The organism is Pseudomonas sp. FP1762 (genome assembly GCF_030687105.1).
In the GTDB taxonomy this organism is placed as follows: Bacteria; Pseudomonadota; Gammaproteobacteria; order Pseudomonadales; family Pseudomonadaceae; genus Aquipseudomonas; species Aquipseudomonas siliginis.
Genome location: NZ_CP117458.1, coordinates 1,198,296 through 1,217,116 on the forward strand (window position 1 = coordinate 1,198,296; position 18,821 = coordinate 1,217,116).

16 protein-coding genes are annotated in these 18,821 nt (G+C 60.0%); 10 read left to right on the top strand and 6 right to left on the bottom strand.

Annotated elements, in window-relative coordinates; all coding sequences use genetic code 11:
• Window positions 1-196: 196 nt before the first annotated feature.
• The 4 genes from PSH90_RS05115 to PSH90_RS05130 form a co-directional block, all read right to left on the bottom strand.
• Window positions 197-2,440 carry a hypothetical protein gene (locus PSH90_RS05115; protein WP_305382292.1) on the bottom strand — a complete coding sequence of 748 codons (2,244 nt, stop codon included), beginning with the start codon at window positions 2,438-2,440 and terminating at the stop codon, window positions 197-199.
• A gap of 201 nt (window positions 2,441-2,641) precedes the next feature.
• Window positions 2,642-3,430, bottom strand: a complete 789-nt coding sequence (locus PSH90_RS05120) for an OmpA family protein (RefSeq protein ID WP_024011746.1) — start codon at window positions 3,428-3,430, stop codon at window positions 2,642-2,644.
• Between the two features lie 55 nt (window positions 3,431-3,485).
• Window positions 3,486-3,890 carry a DUF4398 domain-containing protein gene (locus tag PSH90_RS05125; RefSeq protein WP_024011747.1) on the bottom strand — a complete coding sequence of 135 codons (405 nt, stop codon included), beginning with the start codon at window positions 3,888-3,890 and terminating at the stop codon, window positions 3,486-3,488.
• Window positions 3,891-4,268: 378 nt separating this feature from the next.
• Window positions 4,269-4,613, bottom strand: a complete 345-nt coding sequence (locus PSH90_RS05130; protein WP_016771500.1) for a hypothetical protein — start codon at window positions 4,611-4,613, stop codon at window positions 4,269-4,271.
• 213 nt (window positions 4,614-4,826) lie between these two features.
• Here PSH90_RS05130 and ppc point away from each other — a divergent pair, with 213 nt between their 5' ends.
• The 7 genes from ppc (at window position 4,827) to PSH90_RS05165 (ending at window position 12,164) form a co-directional block, all read left to right on the top strand.
• On the top strand, window positions 4,827-7,457 hold the full coding sequence (ppc, locus tag PSH90_RS05135; RefSeq protein WP_305382293.1) for a phosphoenolpyruvate carboxylase: 2,631 nt from the start codon (window positions 4,827-4,829) through the stop codon (window positions 7,455-7,457).
• 300 nt (window positions 7,458-7,757) lie between these two features.
• Entirely contained in the window at window positions 7,758-8,408 is a 651-nt protein-coding gene (gene adk / locus PSH90_RS05140; protein WP_056783171.1) for an adenylate kinase, read from the top strand.
• Window positions 8,409-8,501: 93 nt separating this feature from the next.
• Complete coding sequence (tsaB, locus tag PSH90_RS05145; RefSeq protein WP_256810825.1) at window positions 8,502-9,176, top strand: tRNA (adenosine(37)-N6)-threonylcarbamoyltransferase complex dimerization subunit type 1 TsaB; 675 nt, start codon at window positions 8,502-8,504, stop codon at window positions 9,174-9,176.
• A gap of 256 nt (window positions 9,177-9,432) precedes the next feature.
• Entirely contained in the window at window positions 9,433-9,741 is a 309-nt protein-coding gene (locus tag PSH90_RS05150; RefSeq protein ID WP_016771497.1) for a hypothetical protein, read from the top strand.
• On the top strand, window positions 9,741-10,601 hold the full coding sequence (locus PSH90_RS05155) for a DUF72 domain-containing protein (protein WP_305382294.1): 861 nt from the start codon (window positions 9,741-9,743) through the stop codon (window positions 10,599-10,601). Before PSH90_RS05150 ends, PSH90_RS05155 begins: the two co-directional genes overlap by 1 nt.
• Before the next feature lie 31 nt (window positions 10,602-10,632).
• Window positions 10,633-11,469 (top strand): oxaloacetate decarboxylase, encoded by an 837-nt coding sequence (locus tag PSH90_RS05160; protein WP_095180473.1) that lies wholly within the window; start codon window positions 10,633-10,635, stop codon window positions 11,467-11,469.
• A gap of 2 nt (window positions 11,470-11,471) precedes the next feature.
• Complete coding sequence (locus PSH90_RS05165; protein ID WP_305382295.1) at window positions 11,472-12,164, top strand: extensin family protein; 693 nt, start codon at window positions 11,472-11,474, stop codon at window positions 12,162-12,164.
• A gap of 3 nt (window positions 12,165-12,167) precedes the next feature.
• Here PSH90_RS05165 and PSH90_RS05170 read toward each other — a convergent pair whose 3' ends face one another.
• Window positions 12,168-12,788, bottom strand: coding sequence for a hypothetical protein (locus tag PSH90_RS05170; RefSeq protein ID WP_056783179.1), 621 nt, complete (start codon window positions 12,786-12,788; stop codon window positions 12,168-12,170).
• 92 nt (window positions 12,789-12,880) lie between these two features.
• On the opposite strand from PSH90_RS05170, the gene PSH90_RS05175 reads away from it, so the two are divergent.
• Window positions 12,881-13,663: a class I SAM-dependent methyltransferase gene (locus PSH90_RS05175; protein ID WP_041478224.1), complete on the top strand. Its 783-nt coding sequence runs from the start codon at window positions 12,881-12,883 to the stop codon at window positions 13,661-13,663.
• Window positions 13,664-13,771: 108 nt separating this feature from the next.
• Here PSH90_RS05175 and PSH90_RS05180 read toward each other — a convergent pair whose 3' ends face one another.
• A complete protein-coding gene (locus PSH90_RS05180) occupies window positions 13,772-14,407 on the bottom strand; it encodes a TetR/AcrR family transcriptional regulator (protein ID WP_056783182.1) in 636 nt (211 codons plus the stop codon).
• A gap of 94 nt (window positions 14,408-14,501) precedes the next feature.
• On the opposite strand from PSH90_RS05180, the gene PSH90_RS05185 reads away from it, so the two are divergent.
• Window positions 14,502-15,602 (top strand): efflux RND transporter periplasmic adaptor subunit, encoded by a 1,101-nt coding sequence (locus PSH90_RS05185; protein ID WP_305382296.1) that lies wholly within the window; start codon window positions 14,502-14,504, stop codon window positions 15,600-15,602.
• Window positions 15,603-15,608: 6 nt separating this feature from the next.
• Window positions 15,609-18,677 (top strand): efflux RND transporter permease subunit, encoded by a 3,069-nt coding sequence (locus tag PSH90_RS05190; RefSeq protein WP_041478146.1) that lies wholly within the window; start codon window positions 15,609-15,611, stop codon window positions 18,675-18,677.
• Window positions 18,678-18,821 lie beyond the last annotated feature (144 nt).

Sequence of the window (18,821 nt, forward strand, 5' to 3'; positions counted from 1 at the left end):
TGACCGAGGTGTATTCCGCCATACATCGACCTGAGAGACCGTGTCGATTATGGATTCAATAAAGCACTTTCAGATCGATGTATCTCTAGAGCATCCCCCAATCGGCTCCCTCTCCCTCGGGGAAGGGTTGGGGTGAGGGGCTACAGTATGAAACTAAACAAAGAGCCCCTCCATTTGAACGAAGGAGCTTTTACAGCTAAGGGCTGGCTGTCACCGTGATTTTTCGATTGGCACTCCACGGCGAGCGCTTACCGTCAATGCTTTGCCATGCAGTCATGGAAAACGGGCCGACGGGTAAGCTCCAGACACTTTGCACCGACCAGTTGCCGTAAGCATCGGCATCTGTTTCCGCCAGTATGTTGTAAGGGCCGTTAACCTTGGTGACCCGGATATGGGCACCCGGCAGCGCTTTTCCCGAGAGCAGCGGATTTTGGCCGCTTTCACTGCCCTCTACCGGTGTGTCGATAACAGGCGCTGCGGGTGCGTCAGTTACCGTGATTTTTCGATTGGCGCTCCAAGGTGAGCGATGGCCATCGATACTTTGCCATGCAGTCATGGAAAACGGGCCGACGGGTAAAGTCCAGACACTTCGCACCGACCAGTTGCCATAGTCATCGGCGTCTGTTTCCGCCAGTACCTCGTAAGGGCCGTAGACCTTGGACACACGGATATGTGCGCGCGGAACAGCTTTGCCGGAGAGCAGAGGGTTTTGACCACTGTCACTACCCTCTAGTGGGGTTTCTATGACTGGCGCCTCGAGCGTATCAATTACCTTGATTGTTCTATTGGCACTCCACGGCGAGCGCTTACCATCAATGCTTTGCCAGGCTGTCATGGAAAAAGGCCCTGAGGGTAATGTCCAGACACTTCGCACTGACCATTTGCCATAGGCATCAGCGTCTGTTTCCGCCAGTATTTCGTAAGGGCCGTAAACGCGGGTTACGCGAATATGGGCGCCAGGCAATGCTGTGCCTGAAAGCAAAGGGTTGTAACCGGAGTCAGCGTTTTCCACTGGCCTGGAGATAACCGGGGGAGGCACATCCACGATATCAACAACGTTGAATAAACGCTGCTCGGACGGCCCCGAGACTCTGTCGCCAAAGTACTGCCGAAGCACAAGTGCATTGGGGCCTGATGGCCTATCGGTAGGAGGGGTTATTGACCACCTGCCTTGTACATCCGCGATAGCTGTTGCGAAGAAAGTCTCCGGGGTTGCGGCTTCTGCTACCTTGATCGTTGCTCCCGGTCGCGCCGTTCCAGTGATCAAAGGTTTCAGCGTTGTTGTAGCGTTCTGCTCGGGTGTCATGACCAGCGGTGGCACGACTGTCGTTGTGCAATATGGGAGGCCTTGTCCGTTTATTGCAATTGCGAGCGATGCACCAGCCTTATCCGTCGCACAGACTTTGATTTTGATTTTTGCCGTCGCGTCTTCCAGCGTCCGTCCTGGCTGCAGGGTAGGATCGTTCGTTGTGGCAGTTTCTGGCGAGGCATCCAATTGCACATTGCGCACCGTCCCGTTCAGTGACGAGTACCTGATCCAGACGCCGGTCACGCGATTATCGGTGGGAGAAAATTCGTCGAATGGTGTGGGCTGGCGGTACTCAAGCGCTATCAACTGAGGTTCTGTGGGCCGATTGATCATGTAAAGTTGAGGCCCTTCCTTACCCAATACCCCCAGGCGGTACAGACCTGTCTTACTGATCACGGCGGCTTGCGAGTCATCTAGCCAGCCGGAAAACCACCGGTTGATTGCCGGATAGAGTGTTCCGCCACCCGATACCGAGTCTCCAGTATCACCATACCCGACCGGGCTGCACTCTTCAGGAGCCTGAACAACGTCGTTACTCACCGGACATTTGGTATAAGTGCCGCCATGTGGGTATCCCAGATTGTGGCCGAATTCGTGCTTCCATGTATGCGGTGAGCCCGGCATACCTTTAACCCAAATCCAGTTTCCCGGCACCGTAGCGATTGCGCCGCCGCCACAGGGGACCGCCACAAAGAGGAATGGAAAACCTGCGGGATCAATGTTTTGTGCACGGGCCGCTTTGCGTCCTGCGTCGAGACTGCCTGAAGCGGAGCATGTAGCAGGTTTTGGACCGAAATCTGCCTCGATCTGTGTGCCTTCCAGTTTCAGTTTATTGCCGGAGGCAGCGAGGATGTAGGAGCGCAATGAATTCCAGTGCGTTGAGAAAGTTTGCTCAGCAATTTTTCCGGAGTCCAGGCCCGGTTCGCCTGACCAGTGCCCGGCCACCAGCAATACCTTTTGAACGCCTGTGATCGGGCGTTTTATCGAGGGAGTCAGTAGTTCGGGATCGGTGCTGATGACCATGTCATCGGGATCATACAAAGGCTGTGGTGGGATTGCCGCGTTGCTCCAGCTCATCGCTGTATGGAGAAGTGTCGACAAAAATCCGACTGCGATGATTGATCGTTTCATCGGGGAATCCTTGTGAGGATCAGGCTGACAGGTAACAGCCTCTTCCATGTACCGATTCTCGTCCACTGTCATAGTTGACAGTGGACTTCGCTTTCGGAAGACGAAACGGTCATGGGAATTGAGTCAACCGCCTTTCACACTTCCACAAAAAAAGCCCCGCCTGATCAACTCAGGCGGGGCTTTTGCGTTACCGGGTGAAGCTTAGTTCGAGCTCACCGAAGAGCGCGGTGCTACTGGCTGGTTGTCGTTGGAGATGGTCACCTCCACACGACGGTTCATCGCACGACCCGAAACGCTGCCGTTATCCGCTACCGGATATTCCTTGCCATAACCCTGAGCGACGATGCGCGAAGGGTCGACGCCCATCTTGATCAGGGCCATCTGCACGGAAGTCGCGCGACGCTCGGACAGCGACTGGTTGTAGCTCGCGGTGCCGGTGCTGTCGGTGTAACCCTCGACGATCACTTTGCGATCCGGGTTTTCCTGGAGGAATTGCGCCAGTTTGTTGATGTTCACCAGGCCGCTGGATTTCAGATCAGCCTTGTTGGTGGCGAACAGCACGTCACCGAAAGTCACCAGCGTACCGCGATCGGTCTGCTTGGCGTTGAGGCTGTCCTGCAGCTGTTTGATCTGCTGGTCACGGGCATCCAGACGGGCCTGGGCACGTTGGGCTGCGGCGTTTTTCAGGTTGTTTTCAGCGGTGCGCAGAGCGATGGTCTGCTTGGCCACTTCGACGCGCTGGTTGGTCAGGTAAGCCAGTTGGTCAACCTTGGCTGCGTCTTCCTTGTCCAGATAAGCCTTGTCGGCCTTGTCCAGGTAATCGCTGGCGTCTTTGGTTTCCAGTGCCGCGACTTTGCTCGCCTGTGGGTTGGCCTGCAGGCCGGCGTAGTTGGTGCGCGCCTGCTCCAGGTTCGGGTTAGGCGGGGTGGAGCAGGCTGCCAGTGCAACGCTTGCGGCCAGAAGAGCGGGAATCATCAGTTGCTTACGCATAATTTTTCGTCCTTTCTATCGGTAAGAGTTTCAGCTTTGCGGTCGGGATGCGCGCTTACTGCACAGTGCGCTGGCTTTCCTGACGCAGTTCCTGAACACCTTTCTGGGAATCCTTCACAGCCTGTTCGGCCTTGGCGGCCTGAGCCTTGCGTTCAGCGACGCGAGCGTCCCATTCAGCCTGTTCGGACAGGCGACGGGCTTCGTCATACTTCTTGTCGTGCATGGCGATTTCAGCTTGTTTCAGTTTGTCCTGAGCCTGCTTCATTTCCACCGCAGCGAATTCGGTACCGCCAGCGCTGACGGCGCTGTTCACAGCCGATTGGGTCACGGCGTACTGCTCGGTCGGCGGGTTACCGGCGCAACCGGCCAGTACGAAGCTGGTGCCGATGGCCAGAGCGGCCAGTTTCAGACCGCGCAGGTGGGAAAACGAGGTTTGGGTTTTCATGGTCTTCAACTCCATTAGGCATCTCCTGAAAATACAACTGAATCCATCCTGGCAGAGGAGCCGAAAGCATCGCTTGTAGACGCGAATTGAAACGCTCGTTCCAGGCGTGGTTACCTGTTCCGACCGGCGGCATTTTTGAAAAGTTCAGAAAAGATGGCCTATCGCCAAAAATTTAATTGACCGTTTGGACAAGGCTCTGGGGCGGGAACTTTGGGGCTTTGGAGCGGTACGCGCGGGTGTATTTTGTCTGTTGATAAACCAATTTGCGAACTGGAATACAGCCTATGTGGGAGCGAGCCTGCTCGCGAATGAGATGTGTCAGTCAGCGCAAATGCTGAATGAAAATCCGCATTCGCGAGCAGGCTCGCTCCCACGGTTTTGATGTGTGTCGAATCAGTGCTTCTGCTTGTTCTCAGCCGAGGACAAATCATGCAAATGCCGCCGCGATAACGCCAGAAAACGCGGCGTCGGGCCGACATCTTCATACAACGGATCGCCTTCCTCATCGGTCGCCACCACTGTTGAACCCTTCACATACGGCAGGCTCGCTTCGAACTCCTCAAGCGCGGCGCCGATCAGCTCGCCGAGCAGTTCCTCGGGGTGACGCTTGGGGTACATTTCGGCAATCGCCGCCAGCCTTGCGGCGGCTTCGACGTCCAGATGAATCGTGTAGCCGGTGTCGGTCAGGCGACCTTTGGCGTTTTCTTCCCAATGCTGGGCGAGTTCACGAATTTTCATGATGACCTCATTTAGCGCCTGCTGATGGCAGGCCTGGGTGAGTGTCCGGCAGCGCCGGCGGCGGGCCGTCGTACGGCTTACTGTTGAGACTAGCTTTCGCCGGCAAGGTTTAAAGTCAATTCGTCGCCTGCTTGTAAGAAGCGGCGCAGAGCGGCACTCTCTGGCAAAGCATTCGTTTCTGCGCTGTCCCCGATTACCGCTGGAGAACTGCTGATGACCGATATTGATGCACGCTTGCGCGAAGATGTTCACCTGCTCGGAGAGCTGTTGGGCAACACCATTCGAGACCAGTACGGCGAGGCGTTCCTCGACAAGATCGAGCAGATTCGCAAAGGCGCCAAGGCCGACCGGCGCGGCTCGATGGACGCTGAACTGAGCGCCAGCCTCAATCAATTGAGCGAAGACGAATTGCTCCCTGTCGCGCGGGCCTTCAATCAGTTTCTCAACCTGGCCAACATCGCCGAGCAGTACCAGCTGATCCATCGCCGCGAGGAGTCGCAACCGGCGCCGTTCGAGTCGCGGGTGTTGCCGGAACTGCTCGCGCGCCTGCGCAGCGAAGGGCACAGCGCCGAATCTCTGGCCCGGCAACTGACGCGGCTGGAAATCGAACTGGTGCTGACCGCGCACCCGACCGAAGTGGCGCGACGCACGTTGATCCAGAAGTACGACGCCATCGCCGCGCAACTGGCCGCTCAGGATCATCGCGACCTGACCAGCGCCGAGCGCGAGCAGATCCAGAGCAAACTGCAGCGGCTGATCGCCGAAGCCTGGCACACCGAAGAAATCCGCCGCACCCGACCAACCCCGGTCGATGAAGCCAAGTGGGGCTTCGCGGTGATCGAGCATTCGTTGTGGCAAGCGATCCCCAACCATATGCGCAAAGCCGATCAGGCACTGTTCGCCGCCACGGGCCTGCGCTTGCCGCTGGAAGCCGCGCCGATCCGCTTCGCTTCGTGGATGGGAGGCGACCGTGACGGCAACCCCAATGTCACCGCCGCCGTCACTCGCGAAGTCTTGCTGCTGGCGCGCTGGATGGCCGCTGATTTGTACCTGCGCGATGTCGATCATCTTGCTGCCGAGCTGTCGATGCAGCAGGCCAGCGATGCGCTGAAGGCCAAGGCCGGCGACAGCGCCGAACCCTATCGCGCGGTGCTCAAGCAATTGCGCGAACGCCTGCGCGCCACACGCAACTGGGCGCATGCCGCGTTGACCGCGCCGACCCCGGCAACCGCCGATGTGCTGCACGACAATCGCGACCTGCTCGAGCCTTTGCAGTTGTGTTTCAACTCGCTGCACGAATGCGGCATGGGCGTCATCGCCGACGGGCCGTTGCTCGATTGCCTGCGTCGGGCGGTGACGTTCGGCCTGTTTCTGGTGCGCCTCGATGTGCGTCAGGATTCGACCCGGCACAGCTCGGCGATGACGGAAATCACCGATTACCTCGGCCTCGGCCGCTATGAGGACTGGGACGAAGAACAGCGCATCAACTTCCTCACCGAAGAATTGAGCAACCGTCGCCCTTTGCTGCCCGCGCATTTCAAACCGTCGGCGGACACCGCTGAAGTGCTCAACACCTGCAAGGAAATCGCTGCCGCGCCTGCTGCTTCGCTGGGCTCCTACGTGATCTCCATGGCCGGCGCCGCTTCCGATGTGCTCGCGGTGCAACTGCTGCTCAAGGAATCCGGCGTACTGCGGCCGATGCGCGTGGTGCCGCTGTTCGAGACCCTCGCCGACCTCGACAACGCCGGGCCGGTGATGGAACGTCTGCTGCTGTTGCCGGGCTATCGCGCGCGTTTGCACGGCCCGCAGGAAGTGATGATCGGCTATTCCGACTCGGCCAAGGACGCCGGCACCACCGCTGCGGCGTGGGCGCAATATCGGGCGCAGGAACGACTGGTGGAAATCTGCCGTGAGCAGCAAGTCGAGCTGCTGCTGTTCCACGGTCGCGGCGGCACCGTTGGCCGTGGCGGCGGTCCGGCGCACGCGGCGATTCTGTCGCAACCACCGGGTTCGGTGGCGGGACGTTTCCGCACCACCGAGCAGGGAGAAATGATTCGTTTCAAATTCGGCCTGCCGGACATCGCCGAGCAAAACCTCAATCTGTATCTGGCCGCCGTGCTCGAAGCGACCTTGCTGCCACCGCCGCCGCCGACTCCGGAATGGCGCCATCTGATGGACGAATTGGCGGCGGACGGTGTCAGCGCTTACCGCCAGGTGGTGCGGGAAAATCCGCAATTCGTTGAGTATTTCCGGCAGTCGACCCCGGAGCAGGAATTGGGACGTTTGCCTCTGGGCAGTCGCCCGGCCAAGCGTCGCGCCGGCGGTATCGAAAGCCTGCGGGCGATCCCGTGGATTTTCGGCTGGACCCAAACCCGATTGATGTTGCCGGCCTGGCTGGGTTGGGAGACTGCGTTGAGCAAGGCGCTGGAGCGCGGCGAAGGTGAGTTGCTGGGGCAGATGCGCGAACAATGGCCGTTCTTCCGCACCCGTATCGATATGCTGGAAATGGTCCTGGCCAAGGCTGATGCAGATATTGCGCAGTCCTACGACGAGCGTCTGGTTGAAGCTGATCTGCTGCCATTGGGCGCGCAGTTACGCGACCTATTGTCGCAGGCATGCTCCGTCGTGCTCGGTCTGACCGGGCAGTCGCAGCTGCTGGCGCACAGTCCGGACACCCTCGAATTCATCCGCTTGCGCAACACCTACCTCGACCCGCTGCATCTATTGCAGGCGGAACTGTTGGCGCGTTCGCGGCAGCAGGATGTCGAGCAGGGCAGCCCGGTGGAACAGGCGCTGCTGGTGTCTGTGGCGGGGATTGCCGCCGGATTGCGCAATACCGGCTAAGGTTGCTGATCACCTCAGGCGGCATTCGCGACAAGGGGCGGATGCCGCTTCTCCTGCTGTAGGAAAGTGCCGCGAGGCGACAGTTATTGATGGGGTTGCGACTTGGGTTACCGCGTCGCAAGGTCACGGCGGGCGTCGGTTTCTCCGACTTTTGGCGTCTTGTGTGGGCGCAGCCTGCTGTGTATCTTGATCAGCCTTTGGCCGTTTGTGCGGCCACGACCCGTATTTTCAGGATCCGCCGGTTACGAGCGAATCCTTTGTTTTGTAAAGCTTTTATATAAAAAATTGAGGAGCACATCGATGCGCGTCATTCTGCTGGGAGCTCCCGGGGCCGGTAAAGGTACTCAGGCAAAGTTCATCACCGAGAAATTCGGCATTCCGCAAATCTCCACCGGCGACATGCTGCGTGCTGCGGTCAAGGCTGGCACTCCACTGGGCGTGCAAGCCAAGAGCATCATGGATGCCGGCGGCCTGGTGTCGGATGACCTGATCATCGCGCTGGTCAAGGACCGCATCGCTCAACCTGATTGCGCCAACGGTTTCCTGTTCGATGGCTTCCCGCGCACCATTCCGCAGGCTGAAGCGCTGGTCACTGCCGGTGTCGAGCTGGATGCCGTGGTCGAGATCGCTGTAGAAGACGAAGAAATCGTTCAGCGCATCGCCGGTCGCCGTGTCCACGAAGCCAGCGGCCGCGTTTACCACATCGTCTACAACCCGCCGAAACTGGCTGGCAAGGACGACATCACCGGCGAAGAGCTGGTACAGCGCAAGGACGACACTGAAGAAACCGTGCGTCATCGCCTGTCGGTCTACCACTCGCAGACCAAACCGCTGGTGGAGTTCTACCAGAACCTTTCCGCCAAGAACGGCGGCAAGCCAAAGTACAGCCACATCGAAGGCGTTGGTTCGGTTGATGCAATCACCACCAAGGTGCTGGCCGCGCTGAGCTGAAAAGTCTGATCGGCTGCATCATCCACGGCCCGCTTGCGGGCCGTTGTTGTTTATACTGACGCACTTTTTCCCACCCCTGTTTTGGAAACATCGATGAGCACCTTGCTGGCCCTGGACACCGCGACTGAAGCTTGCTCCGTTGCCTTGCTGCATGACGGCAAGGTCACGAGCCATTACGAGGTGATCCCGCGCCTGCATGCGCAGAAGCTGCTGCCGATGATTCAGCAATTGCTCGCCGATGCCGGCACCACGCTGCAAGCGGTCGACGCGATTGCTTTCGGCCGTGGCCCGGGCGCGTTTACCGGTGTGCGCATTGCCATTGGTGTGGTGCAGGGTTTGGCCTTTGCTCTGGATCGTCCGGTGTTGCCGGTATCCAACCTTGCCGTGCTGGCCCAGCGTGCCTTTCGTGAACATGGCGTAAGCCAGGTCGCGGCTGCGATCGATGCGCGGATGGATGAAGTGTATTGGGGCTGCTACCGCGAGACGGCGGGGGAGATGCGTCTGGTTGGCGCCGAAGCCGTGTTACCACCGGAAGTCGCCGCGTTGCCAACTGATGCCAGTGGCGATTGGTTCGGTGCCGGTACCGGTTGGGGTTACGGCGAGCGCATTGCGGTCAATCTGAGCGGCTCTGACGCCGGCATGCTGCCCCACGCCGAGGACCTATTGACCCTGGCGCGTTACGCCTGGCAGCGCGGTGAGGCGATCCCGGCAGATGACGCGCAGCCGGTTTACCTGCGCGATAAAGTTGCCACCCCCAAAGCCCGCTGATACGACACTTTCTCCTGTGGGAGCGAGCCTGCTCGCGAAGGCTTCTGTCAGTCAATGCATGTGTTGAATGTGCTGGACCCTTCGCGAGCAGGCTCGCTCCCACAGGTTCGCGGTCACATACAAATATCGCCAATCGTCAGTTTCTGCCCCCTCGCTTAAAACCTTTTGCGCTTTATGTGTTCTAGTTATCACTCGGCGGTTTGCTAAGTCGGTCAAGTGCCGCTAAATTGCCATCATTGATACCGAGCATGACATTATGCGTATAGACGGCGTTTCCACTCAGTCCTACCCCATCAAGCGCAAGCCGCGCAAAGGCAATGCGGCGCTGGATGAGTCCGTCGAGATCATCGACGGCGAGCTGGAATTCCCGAGCGAAGAGCAGTTGGCCGCCCGTGCTGCCCAAGCTACCGCGCAACGCCTGAGCAACCTGCCTGCCCGTCAGCAAGACATGATCTACCACCGCGCGATGAAGAAAAGCGTAGCCATGGCCCTGGCCAGCTACCTGAGCACCGCCGGTTTTGTCGATTGGGACGCAGACGTGCTGGGCCTCGATCTGTATATCTGATGGATCTGCCTTACTACCTCGGTTGCCCGTCCTGGAGCGAAAATGCCTGGCGCGAGTATCTGTATCCGGTAGACGCAAAAACCTCCGACTTTCTCGCTCTCTACTGCCAGGTGTTCAACGCCGTTGAAGGCAACACCACCTTCTACGCCAGCCCGTCGCCAGCCACTGTGCAACGCTGGGCCGATATCATGCCGGCGCACTTTCGCTTCACTGCCAAATTCCCCGGCGACATCAGCCACAGCGGCGACTTGCGCGAGCAACTGACCGCTGCCGAAACCTTCCTGCAATTACTCAAGCCGTTAGGCGAACGTGTTTCGCCGCTGTGGCTGCAACTGTCGAAAAGCTTCACGCCGCAGCGTCTGCCGGAGCTCGCGGCGTTTATCGATGCGCTGGATTGCCCGCTTGCGGTCGAGGTGCGCAATGAACAGTTCTTCGCCAAGGGCGAGAGCGAACGTCTGCTCAATCGTCTGTTGCTGGATCGCGGTGTCGAGCGCATCTGTCTCGACCCGCGCGCGCTGTTCAGCTGCTTGTCGACCGAGTCCTCGGTGATCCACGCGCAGTCAAAAAAACCGCGTGTACCGACGCGTCCGGCGGCGTTCACGCAGTTTCCGCAGGTGCGTTTCATCGGCCATCCCGAGCTTGAGGCAAACGATGCGTTTCTTGTGCCGTGGGTGGCGAAAATTGCTGAATGGATCGAAGAAGGCCGCACGCCGTACATTTTCCTGCACACCGCTGACAACCTGTTGGCAGCGAAACTGGCGCAACGTTTTCATGCACAACTGATGCAACGTTTGCCTGGCTTGCCCGCGCTGCCTGAGCTATACAGAGAACCCGCCGCCGAGCAGCTTGGCTTGCTCTGAGGCGGGTTTTTTTCTGCCCGGGAGGCCGTCGATGAACGTCCAAGTCAGTCAACAGCAACGCCTCAAAGCCCAAGCCTTCAAAGCCCTGCATGATCGCCAGGGGATCTTCGTCATCCCTAATCCGTGGGATGCCGGCTCGGCGAAGATGCTCGCCGGTCTTGGCTATCAGGCCTTGGCCACCACCAGTGCCGGTTACGCGTTTTCCCAAGGCAAGCCTGATGGCGCGTTGAGTCTCGACGAGACCCTGGCCAATGTCCGCGCGATTGTCGCGGCGACGGATCTGCCGGTGGCGGTGGATCTGGAAAACGGCTTTGCCGATGACCCGGTCGAGTCTGCGCAGAGTCTTCTGCGCGCCGCCGAAGCGGGCGCGGTGGGCGGGTCGATCGAAGACGCTACGGGACGTCCGGACGCGCCGATCTATTGCTTCGAACACGCCGTTGCACGGATTGAAGCCGCTGTCGCGGCGGTGCGCACCCTGCCGTTTCCTTTCGTCCTCACCGCTCGCGCGGAAAATTACCTGCACGGCAACCCCGATCTTGACGACACCATTCGCCGCTTGCAGGCATTCGCCGAAGCGGGTGCCGACGTGCTCTATGCGCCGGGTTTGCGCAGCGCCGAAGAAGTGCGCGCAGTGGTGCAAGCGGTGGCGCCGAAACCGGTCAATGTGTTGATGTCTGGCGGTTTGAAACTGACCGTGCAACAGCTCGAGGAACTGGGCGTCCGGCGGATCAGCACCGGGTCGGCACTGGCGCTGGCGGCGTTCGGCGAGTTCTTCCGCGCGGCTGAAGAAATCCACCAGTGCGGCACGTTTGGCTTTACGTCGCAGTCGATGCCGTACGCCAGGGCCAACCAATTCTTCAAGGGCTGAGCATGGGACGTTGGCTGTTCTGGGGGGTGTTGCTCGCGATCGCTGGTGGCGCGGTGAGTGTCTGGCGTGGCTGGCTGGACGTGCCGCCGCAGTGGAACCCGTGGGCGCCATTGGACATAAAAGCCGCGCCCAACTGGCTGACCGGTTACAAACTCATGCGCCTGCGCAGTGATCCCGAGCTTTGCGCACAGGCATTGAGCAGCTCGGATCTGCGCGTCAGCCCCCAGGCCGACAGCCCCGGCGCCAAGTGTCCGCTGGTCGGTGCTCTGCGGGTGCAGGGCGGTGGAGTGGCGCTGAGCAGCAGTTTCATTGCCAGTTGCCCGCTGGCGGTGGCCTACGCGATGTTCGAACACCACACCCTGCAACCGGCCGCGCAATCGGCTTATGGCCAGAAGATCGCGCGTGTCGATCACCTCGGCAGCTTTGCCTGTCGCAATGTCTACAACCGTGAGAGCGGTGCCCTCAGTCGACATGCCAGTGCCGACGCGCTGGACATTGCCGGTTTCCGTCTGGCCGGCGGACGCACGATCAGCGTGCTCAGGGATTGGCCCAAGCAAAACCAGGACGCAGAGTTTCTCCGCCAACTGCGCGACGGCGCCTGTGAGTCATTCAGTGTGGTGTTGAGTCCGGACTACAACGCCGCCCATCGCAATCACTTTCATGTCGATGTCGGGCGCTGGAGCGTGTGTCGCTGAGAATCAGGCAGCGAGGCGCAGGTTCTGCAGAACGATCGGCCGAGCCCAGCCATTATCGAAGTCCAGAGCTTTCTGCTGCTCGACGATTTCTTCCGGCGGGAACGGCGGGTAAGGCTTCTGCAGCAAGTCCAGATCGAACTCGGCAATCGGCAGGTACAGCGGACGTTTCTGCGGCGCAGGGCCTGGCTCCGGCACTGGCTGGCCATTGTTGATCACAATCGGGCGTACCCAGCTGCTGTCGAAATCCTGTTGCTCTTGCTGGGCTTTGAGCTCTTCCGGCGGGAACGGTGGGAACGGCTTGTCCAGCAGCTCCATTTCGAACTCGGCGATCGGCAGGAACAGTGGCTCCGGCGGGCGAACCTGGGTTTCAACCACGTCGCACTCACGCTGGCTGACGATGTGCGCGTGCAGCTCGCTGCCAACGGTCGGTTCTTCCGGGCTGTTCAGGTCAACCGGTGGAAACGTGCCACAGGCAGGCACCACTTCACTCGTCTGTTCGGCCAGGGCCTGGGCAAAGAAATCCTGCCACAGGTGACTGACGCCGCTCAGTGCTTGAGTGTTATGACGGCTAAAGTCGCCATGGGGCGAAACGTAGCCAATCGATGTGGGAAGAATGCCTGACATTTTTTTCGGTTGACGCTCAGCTCTGGCAAAATGCGCGTTGAATGGTTTATCGGCGGTTTTTGTCAATCCTTAACTTTTTTGAGCGTTTTTTCATGATCGAGTCACCCGCGGCCTGCCGCATCCATGTCCAGGCCCTCGCCCCGACGTTTCAAGCACAAGCCGCACACTGGGCCGAACGTCTCGGCCTGCCGCTCGGCGAGGCGGACGGCGAGTTCGTCTTGCAGGTCGGCGAGCAGGGTTTGCAGTTGCAGCAGCTTGGCCCGGATGCGCCTGGACCGGTGCGGGTCGACTTCGTCGAAGGCGGCGCGGCGCATCGTCGTTTGTATGGCGGCGGCAGCGGCCAGATGATTGCCAAGGCTGTCGGCATCGCCCAAGGCGTTCGCCCGCGTGTGCTGGATGCCACGGCGGGCTTGGGCAAGGATGCATTTGTGCTGGCCAGTCTCGGTTGTGAAATGAGCCTGATCGAGCGTCAGCCGCTGATCGGCGCACTGCTTGAGGACGGCTTGGCGCGGGCGGCGGAAGATTTCGACGTGGCGCCGATCGTGGCGCGGATGAAATTGCTCAAGGGCAACTCCATCGAAGTGATGCGCAGTTGGGAAGGGGAGCCGCCGCAGGTGATCTATCTCGACCCGATGTTCCCGCATCGCGAGAAAACCGCGCTGGTGAAAAAGGAAATGCGCCTGTTCCGCCCGCTGGTCGGTGATGATCCGGATGCACCGGCCCTGCTTGAAGCGGCGCTGGCCTTGGCCACGCACCGGGTGGTGGTCAAACGCCCGCGCAAGGCGCCGTGCATCGAAGGGCCGAAACCGAGCCATGCGCTGGATGGCAAATCGAGCCGGTATGACATTTATCCGAAGAAAGCGCTGAAGCCCTGAGACCGCGTCGCCCCATTCGCGAGCAGGCTCGCTCCCACAGTAGGAAATGCATTCCAGTGTGGGAGCGAGCCTGCTCGCGAAGCGGTCTGCACAAGCACCGCAAAACTGTCAGGGTTTGTAAGCCCGCATAAACAACCCCACCACCTCCCGCACATGCCGCTCCGCTTCCTCTCCGGTCAGCGGCTCGCCGCAGCCATACAACAAACGGAAATTCCCCGCCCCTTTGATCAGGCAGAAGAAGTGCTCGGCGGCGTTGCGTGGCTGGTCGATGCTCAGCGCGCCGGTTGCATGGATTTTCGCCAGCAGACCTTCCATGCCGTTGACCACGCGCTCTGGGCCGGCCTCGAAGAAGATCAGCGACAGCTTCGGATCCTGACTGCCCAGCGCCATGATCAGGCGGTGCAGGTTCACTGATTCATCGCTGTTGATCAGTTGATGAAAGCCCCGGGCAATGTTCAGCAATACATTTTCCACCGCGATGCCGTCCGGCAATTCGAAGAACAGCGGCGGCAATTGTTCCTCGCATTTCGCGACGACGGCGGCGGAGAACAGCGTCTCCTTGTCGTTGAAATGGCTGTAGACCGTCAGCTTCGACACGCCCGCCTCGCTGGCCACCGCGTCCATGCTGGTGTTGGCGTAGCCATGGCAGAGAAACAGGGTTTTCGCCGCATCCAGGATCGCCTGGCGCTTGGCCAGATCCTTGGGGCGGCCCGGGCCGTTTGGAGCTGAAAGATTGTTCGACATTCTTCGCTTTTAATACTGGACTGGTGAGTTTGCTATTAATACCATACCCGCCAGTATAAATATTCCAAGCCTCATTCGCGAAAGGTCCGTCACCATGTACCGCCATGCGTTGTCCTTTGCCGTGCCAGTCAGTCTGGCGTTCCTGTTATCGGCGTGCGGTCAGGAAGAGGTGACCAAGGTCACCGTACGCCCGGCCATGGTGGTACAGCCCGAGCCTTCGGCGCAGGCGATGGAAAGTTATCCGGGCGAGGTGCGTGCCCGTTATGAGCCTGATCTGGCATTCCGCATTGGCGGCAAAGTCAGCCGACGACTGGTCGACGAAGGCCAGCGCGTCAAGGCCGATCAGCCCTTGGCCGAACTCGATCCGCAGGATGTGCGCCTGCAACTGGAAGCCACCCGCGCGCAGGTCGCCGCCGCCGAGGCCAATCTGAACCTGGTCCGCGCCGAACGGGATCGCTATAAAACCCTGATGGATCGGCAGATGGTCAGCCGCTCGGCCTATGACAACGCCGAAAATCTATATCGCTCCGGCGAAGCCCGCCTTAAACAAATCAAAGCTGAATTCAACGTTTCGACCAACCAGGCCAGTTACGCGGTACTGCGTGCGCCACAGGATGGCGTGGTGGCCAAGCGTTCGGTGGAAGTCGGTCAGGTGGTCGCTGCCGGGCAAACCGTGTTCACCCTCGCCACCGATGGTGAGCGCGAAGTGTTGATCAGCCTGCCGGAGCAAAGCTTCGGCCGCTTCAAGGTTGGTCAGCCGGTTACCGTGGAATTGTGGGCACAGCAAAGTCAACGCTTCGCTGGGCAGATCCGCGAGTTGTCGCCGTCCGCCGACCCGCGCTCACGCACTTTTGCCGCGCGTATCTCGTTCACCAGCGGCAAAGTGCCGGCTGAACTGGGGCAGAGCGCCCGGGTGTTCGTGCAATCGGCTGACAGTGTCTCGCTGTCGATACCGCTTTCCGCGCTGACCGCTGAAAACGGCGCGACCTACGTCTGGGTGGTCAACGGCAACAACACGTTGAAGAAAACCCCGGTGCGGGTCGGTCCGTTCGGCGAGAAAAGCGTGGCGGTGCTCGAAGGCTTGAATGCCAGCGACTGGGTAGTGGCTGCCGGCGTTCATGTGCTGCTCGACGGCCAGCAGGTGCGGCCGGTGGATCGCTCCAACCGTGTGGTCAATCTGGCGAACAAGGAGTAAGCCCCAATGCGCTTCAACCTCTCCGAATGGGCGTTGCGTAATCGCCAGATCGTACTGTTCCTGATGCTTTTGCTCGCCGTTGTCGGCGCGTTGTCCTACACCAAGCTCGGCCAGAGCGAAGACCCGCCGTTCACCTTCAAGGCGATGGTCATTCAAACCCGCTGGCCCGGTGCGACCGCGCAAGAAGTCTCGCGTCAGGTCACTGAACGGATCGAAAAGAAACTGATGGAAACCGGCGAGTACGAACGCATCATGTCGTTCTCCCGCCCCGGTGAGTCCCAGGTGACCTTCATCGCCCGCGACTCGATGCACTCCAAGCAAATCCCCGATCTCTGGTATCAGTTGCGCAAGAAGGTCGGCGATATCCGCCAGACCTTGCCGCCGGGAATTCAGGGGCCGTTCTTTAACGATGAGTTCGGCACCACCTTCGGCAATATCTATGCGTTGACCGGTGACGGTTTCGACTACGCCGTGCTCAAGGATTACGCCGACCGCATCCAGATTCAGTTGCAGCGGGTCAAGGACGTCGGCAAGGTCGAACTGCTTGGGTTGCAGGACGAGAAAATCTGGGTCGAGCTGTCCAACGTCAAGCTCGCAACCCTCGGCTTGCCGCTGGCGGCGGTGCAGCAGGCGCTAGAGGAACAGAACGCGGTATCCACGGCGGGGTTCTTCGAAACCGGCAGCGAGCGCTTGCAGCTACGCGTCTCGGGGAATTTTCAGACAGTCGATGAGATAAAGAACTTTCCGATCCGCGTCGCCGATCGTACGTTCCGCATCTCCGATATTGCCGATGTGCGTCGCGGTTTCAGCGATCCACCGGCGCCGCGCATGCGTTTCATGGGCGACGATGCGATCGGTCTGGCCGTGGCGATGAAGGATGGCGGCGACATTCTGGTGCTGGGCAAGGCGCTGGAAGGCGAGTTCTCGCGGATCCAGAAAAACCTCCCGGCCGGCATGCAGTTGCGCAAGGTGTCCGATCAGCCGGCAGCGGTAAAAACCGGCGTCGGCGAGTTCGTCCAGGTGTTGGTCGAGGCACTGGCGATCGTCTTGCTGGTGAGCTTCTTCTCCCTCGGCGTGCGCACTGGCATGGTCGTAGCGCTGACCATTCCGCTGGTGCTGGCGATGACCTTCGCCTGCATGTATTACCTCGGCATCGGCCTGCACAAGATTTCCCTCGGTGCGCTGGTGCTGGCGCTGGGTCTGCTGGTGGACGATGCGATCATTGCCGTGGAAATGATGGCGATCAAAATGGAGCAGGGTTTTGACCGCATTCGCGCCGCGAGTTATGCCTGGACCAGCACCGCATTCCCGATGCTCACCGGCACGTTGATCACCGCCGCCGGCTTCCTGCCGATTGCCACTGCGCAGTCCGGCACCGGCGAATACACCCGTTCGATTTTCCAGGTGGTGACCATTGCCTTGCTCGCCTCATGGGTCGCGGCGGTCATGTTCGTGCCGTATCTGGGGGAAAAACTCCTGCCGGATCTGGCGAAAATTCACGCGGCGAAACACGGCACAGGCGATGGTCAGCCGGACCCCTATGCGACGCCGTTTTATCAGCGCGTCCGGCGTCTGGTGGAGTGGTGCGTGGCCCATCGCAAGACGGTGATCGTGCTCACCGTGGGCCTGTTTATCGCCTCGGTAATGTTGTTCCGTTTCGTCCCGCAGCAGTTCTTCCCGGCTTCGAACCGGCTGGAGTTGATGGTCGATCTGAAACTGGCCGAAGGTGTTTCGCTGGCCAATACCACCAGCGAAGTCAAACGCCTCGAAGCGCTGCTCAAGGAGCACGCCGGCATCGACAATTACGTGGCCTACGTCGGCACCGGCTCGCCGCGTTTCTACCTGCCGCTGGATCAGCAACTGCCGGCGGCGAGTTTTGCCCAGTTCGTGGTGCTGGCAAAAACCATCGAAGAGCGTGAAGCGCTGCGCAGCTGGTTGATCGAAACCCTCAACGAACAGTTCCCGGCCCTGCGTTCGCGGGTCACCCGTTTGGAAAACGGCCCGCCGGTTGGCTATCCGGTGCAGTTCCGCGTTACCGGTGAACACATCGAAGAAGTCCGTGCGTTGGCGCGCAAAGTGGCGGCAAAGGTTCGCGAGAATCCGCATGTGGTCAACGTGCATCTGGACTGGGAGGAGCCGAGCAAAGTTGTCTACCTGAACATCGACCAGGATCGCGCCCGCGCCCTCGGTGTGAGCACGGCCAATCTGGCGAAATTCCTGCAGAGTTCGCTGGTCGGCTCGACCGTCAGCCAGTACCGCGAAGACAACGAATTGATCGAGATTCTACTGCGCGGCACCGTGCACGAGCGCACTGAATTGTCGTTGTTGCCGAGCCTGGCGGTGCCGACGGATAACGGTCGCAGTGTGGCGTTGTCGCAGATTGCCACGCTGGAATACGGCTTCGAGGAAGGCATCATCTGGCACCGCAATCGGCTGCCGAACGTGACGGTGCGCGCCGACATTTACGGCAAGGAGCAACCGGCGACGCTGGTCAAGCAGATCATGCCGACGCTGGACCCGATTCGCGCCGAATTACCCGATGGTTATCTGCTGGATGTCGGCGGCACGGTGGAGGATTCCGAGCGCGGGCAGAAGTCGGTGAATGCCGGGGTGCCGATGTTCATTGTCGTGGTGCTGACCTTGCTGATGGTGCAGTTGCGCAGCTTCTCGCGCACGGCGATGGTGTTTCTGACGGCGCCGTTGGGGTTGATCGGGGTGACGTTGTTTCTGATGGTGTTCCGGCAGCCGTTCGGGTTTGTGGCGATGCTGGGGACCATCGCATTGTCCGGGATGATCATGCGCAATTCGGTGATTCTGGTCGATCAGATCGAGCAGGATATCGCTTCGGGGCTTAAGCCTTGGCAGGCGATTATCGAGGCGACGGTGCGGCGCTTCAGGCCGATTGTGTTGACGGCGCTGGCGGCGGTGCTGGCGATGATTCCGCTGTCGCGCAGTGTGTTTTTCGGGCCGATGGCGGTGGCGATCATGGGCGGGCTAATTGTTGCCACGGCGCTGACGCTGTTGTTTTTGCCGGCGTTGTATGCGGCGTGGTTTCGGGTGCGTAAGGAGGCTTGAGTTTCTTTGTCTTGGCGGCCTTCGGGCCGACCATGACTTTGGGGTATTGGGTGTATATCCGTTGCTGTGGGTGTTGCGGCTGGCGGTTTCGCCCTTACGGCGAGGCACTTTTTCCAGACGCCGAAAAAGTACCCAAAAAGGCTT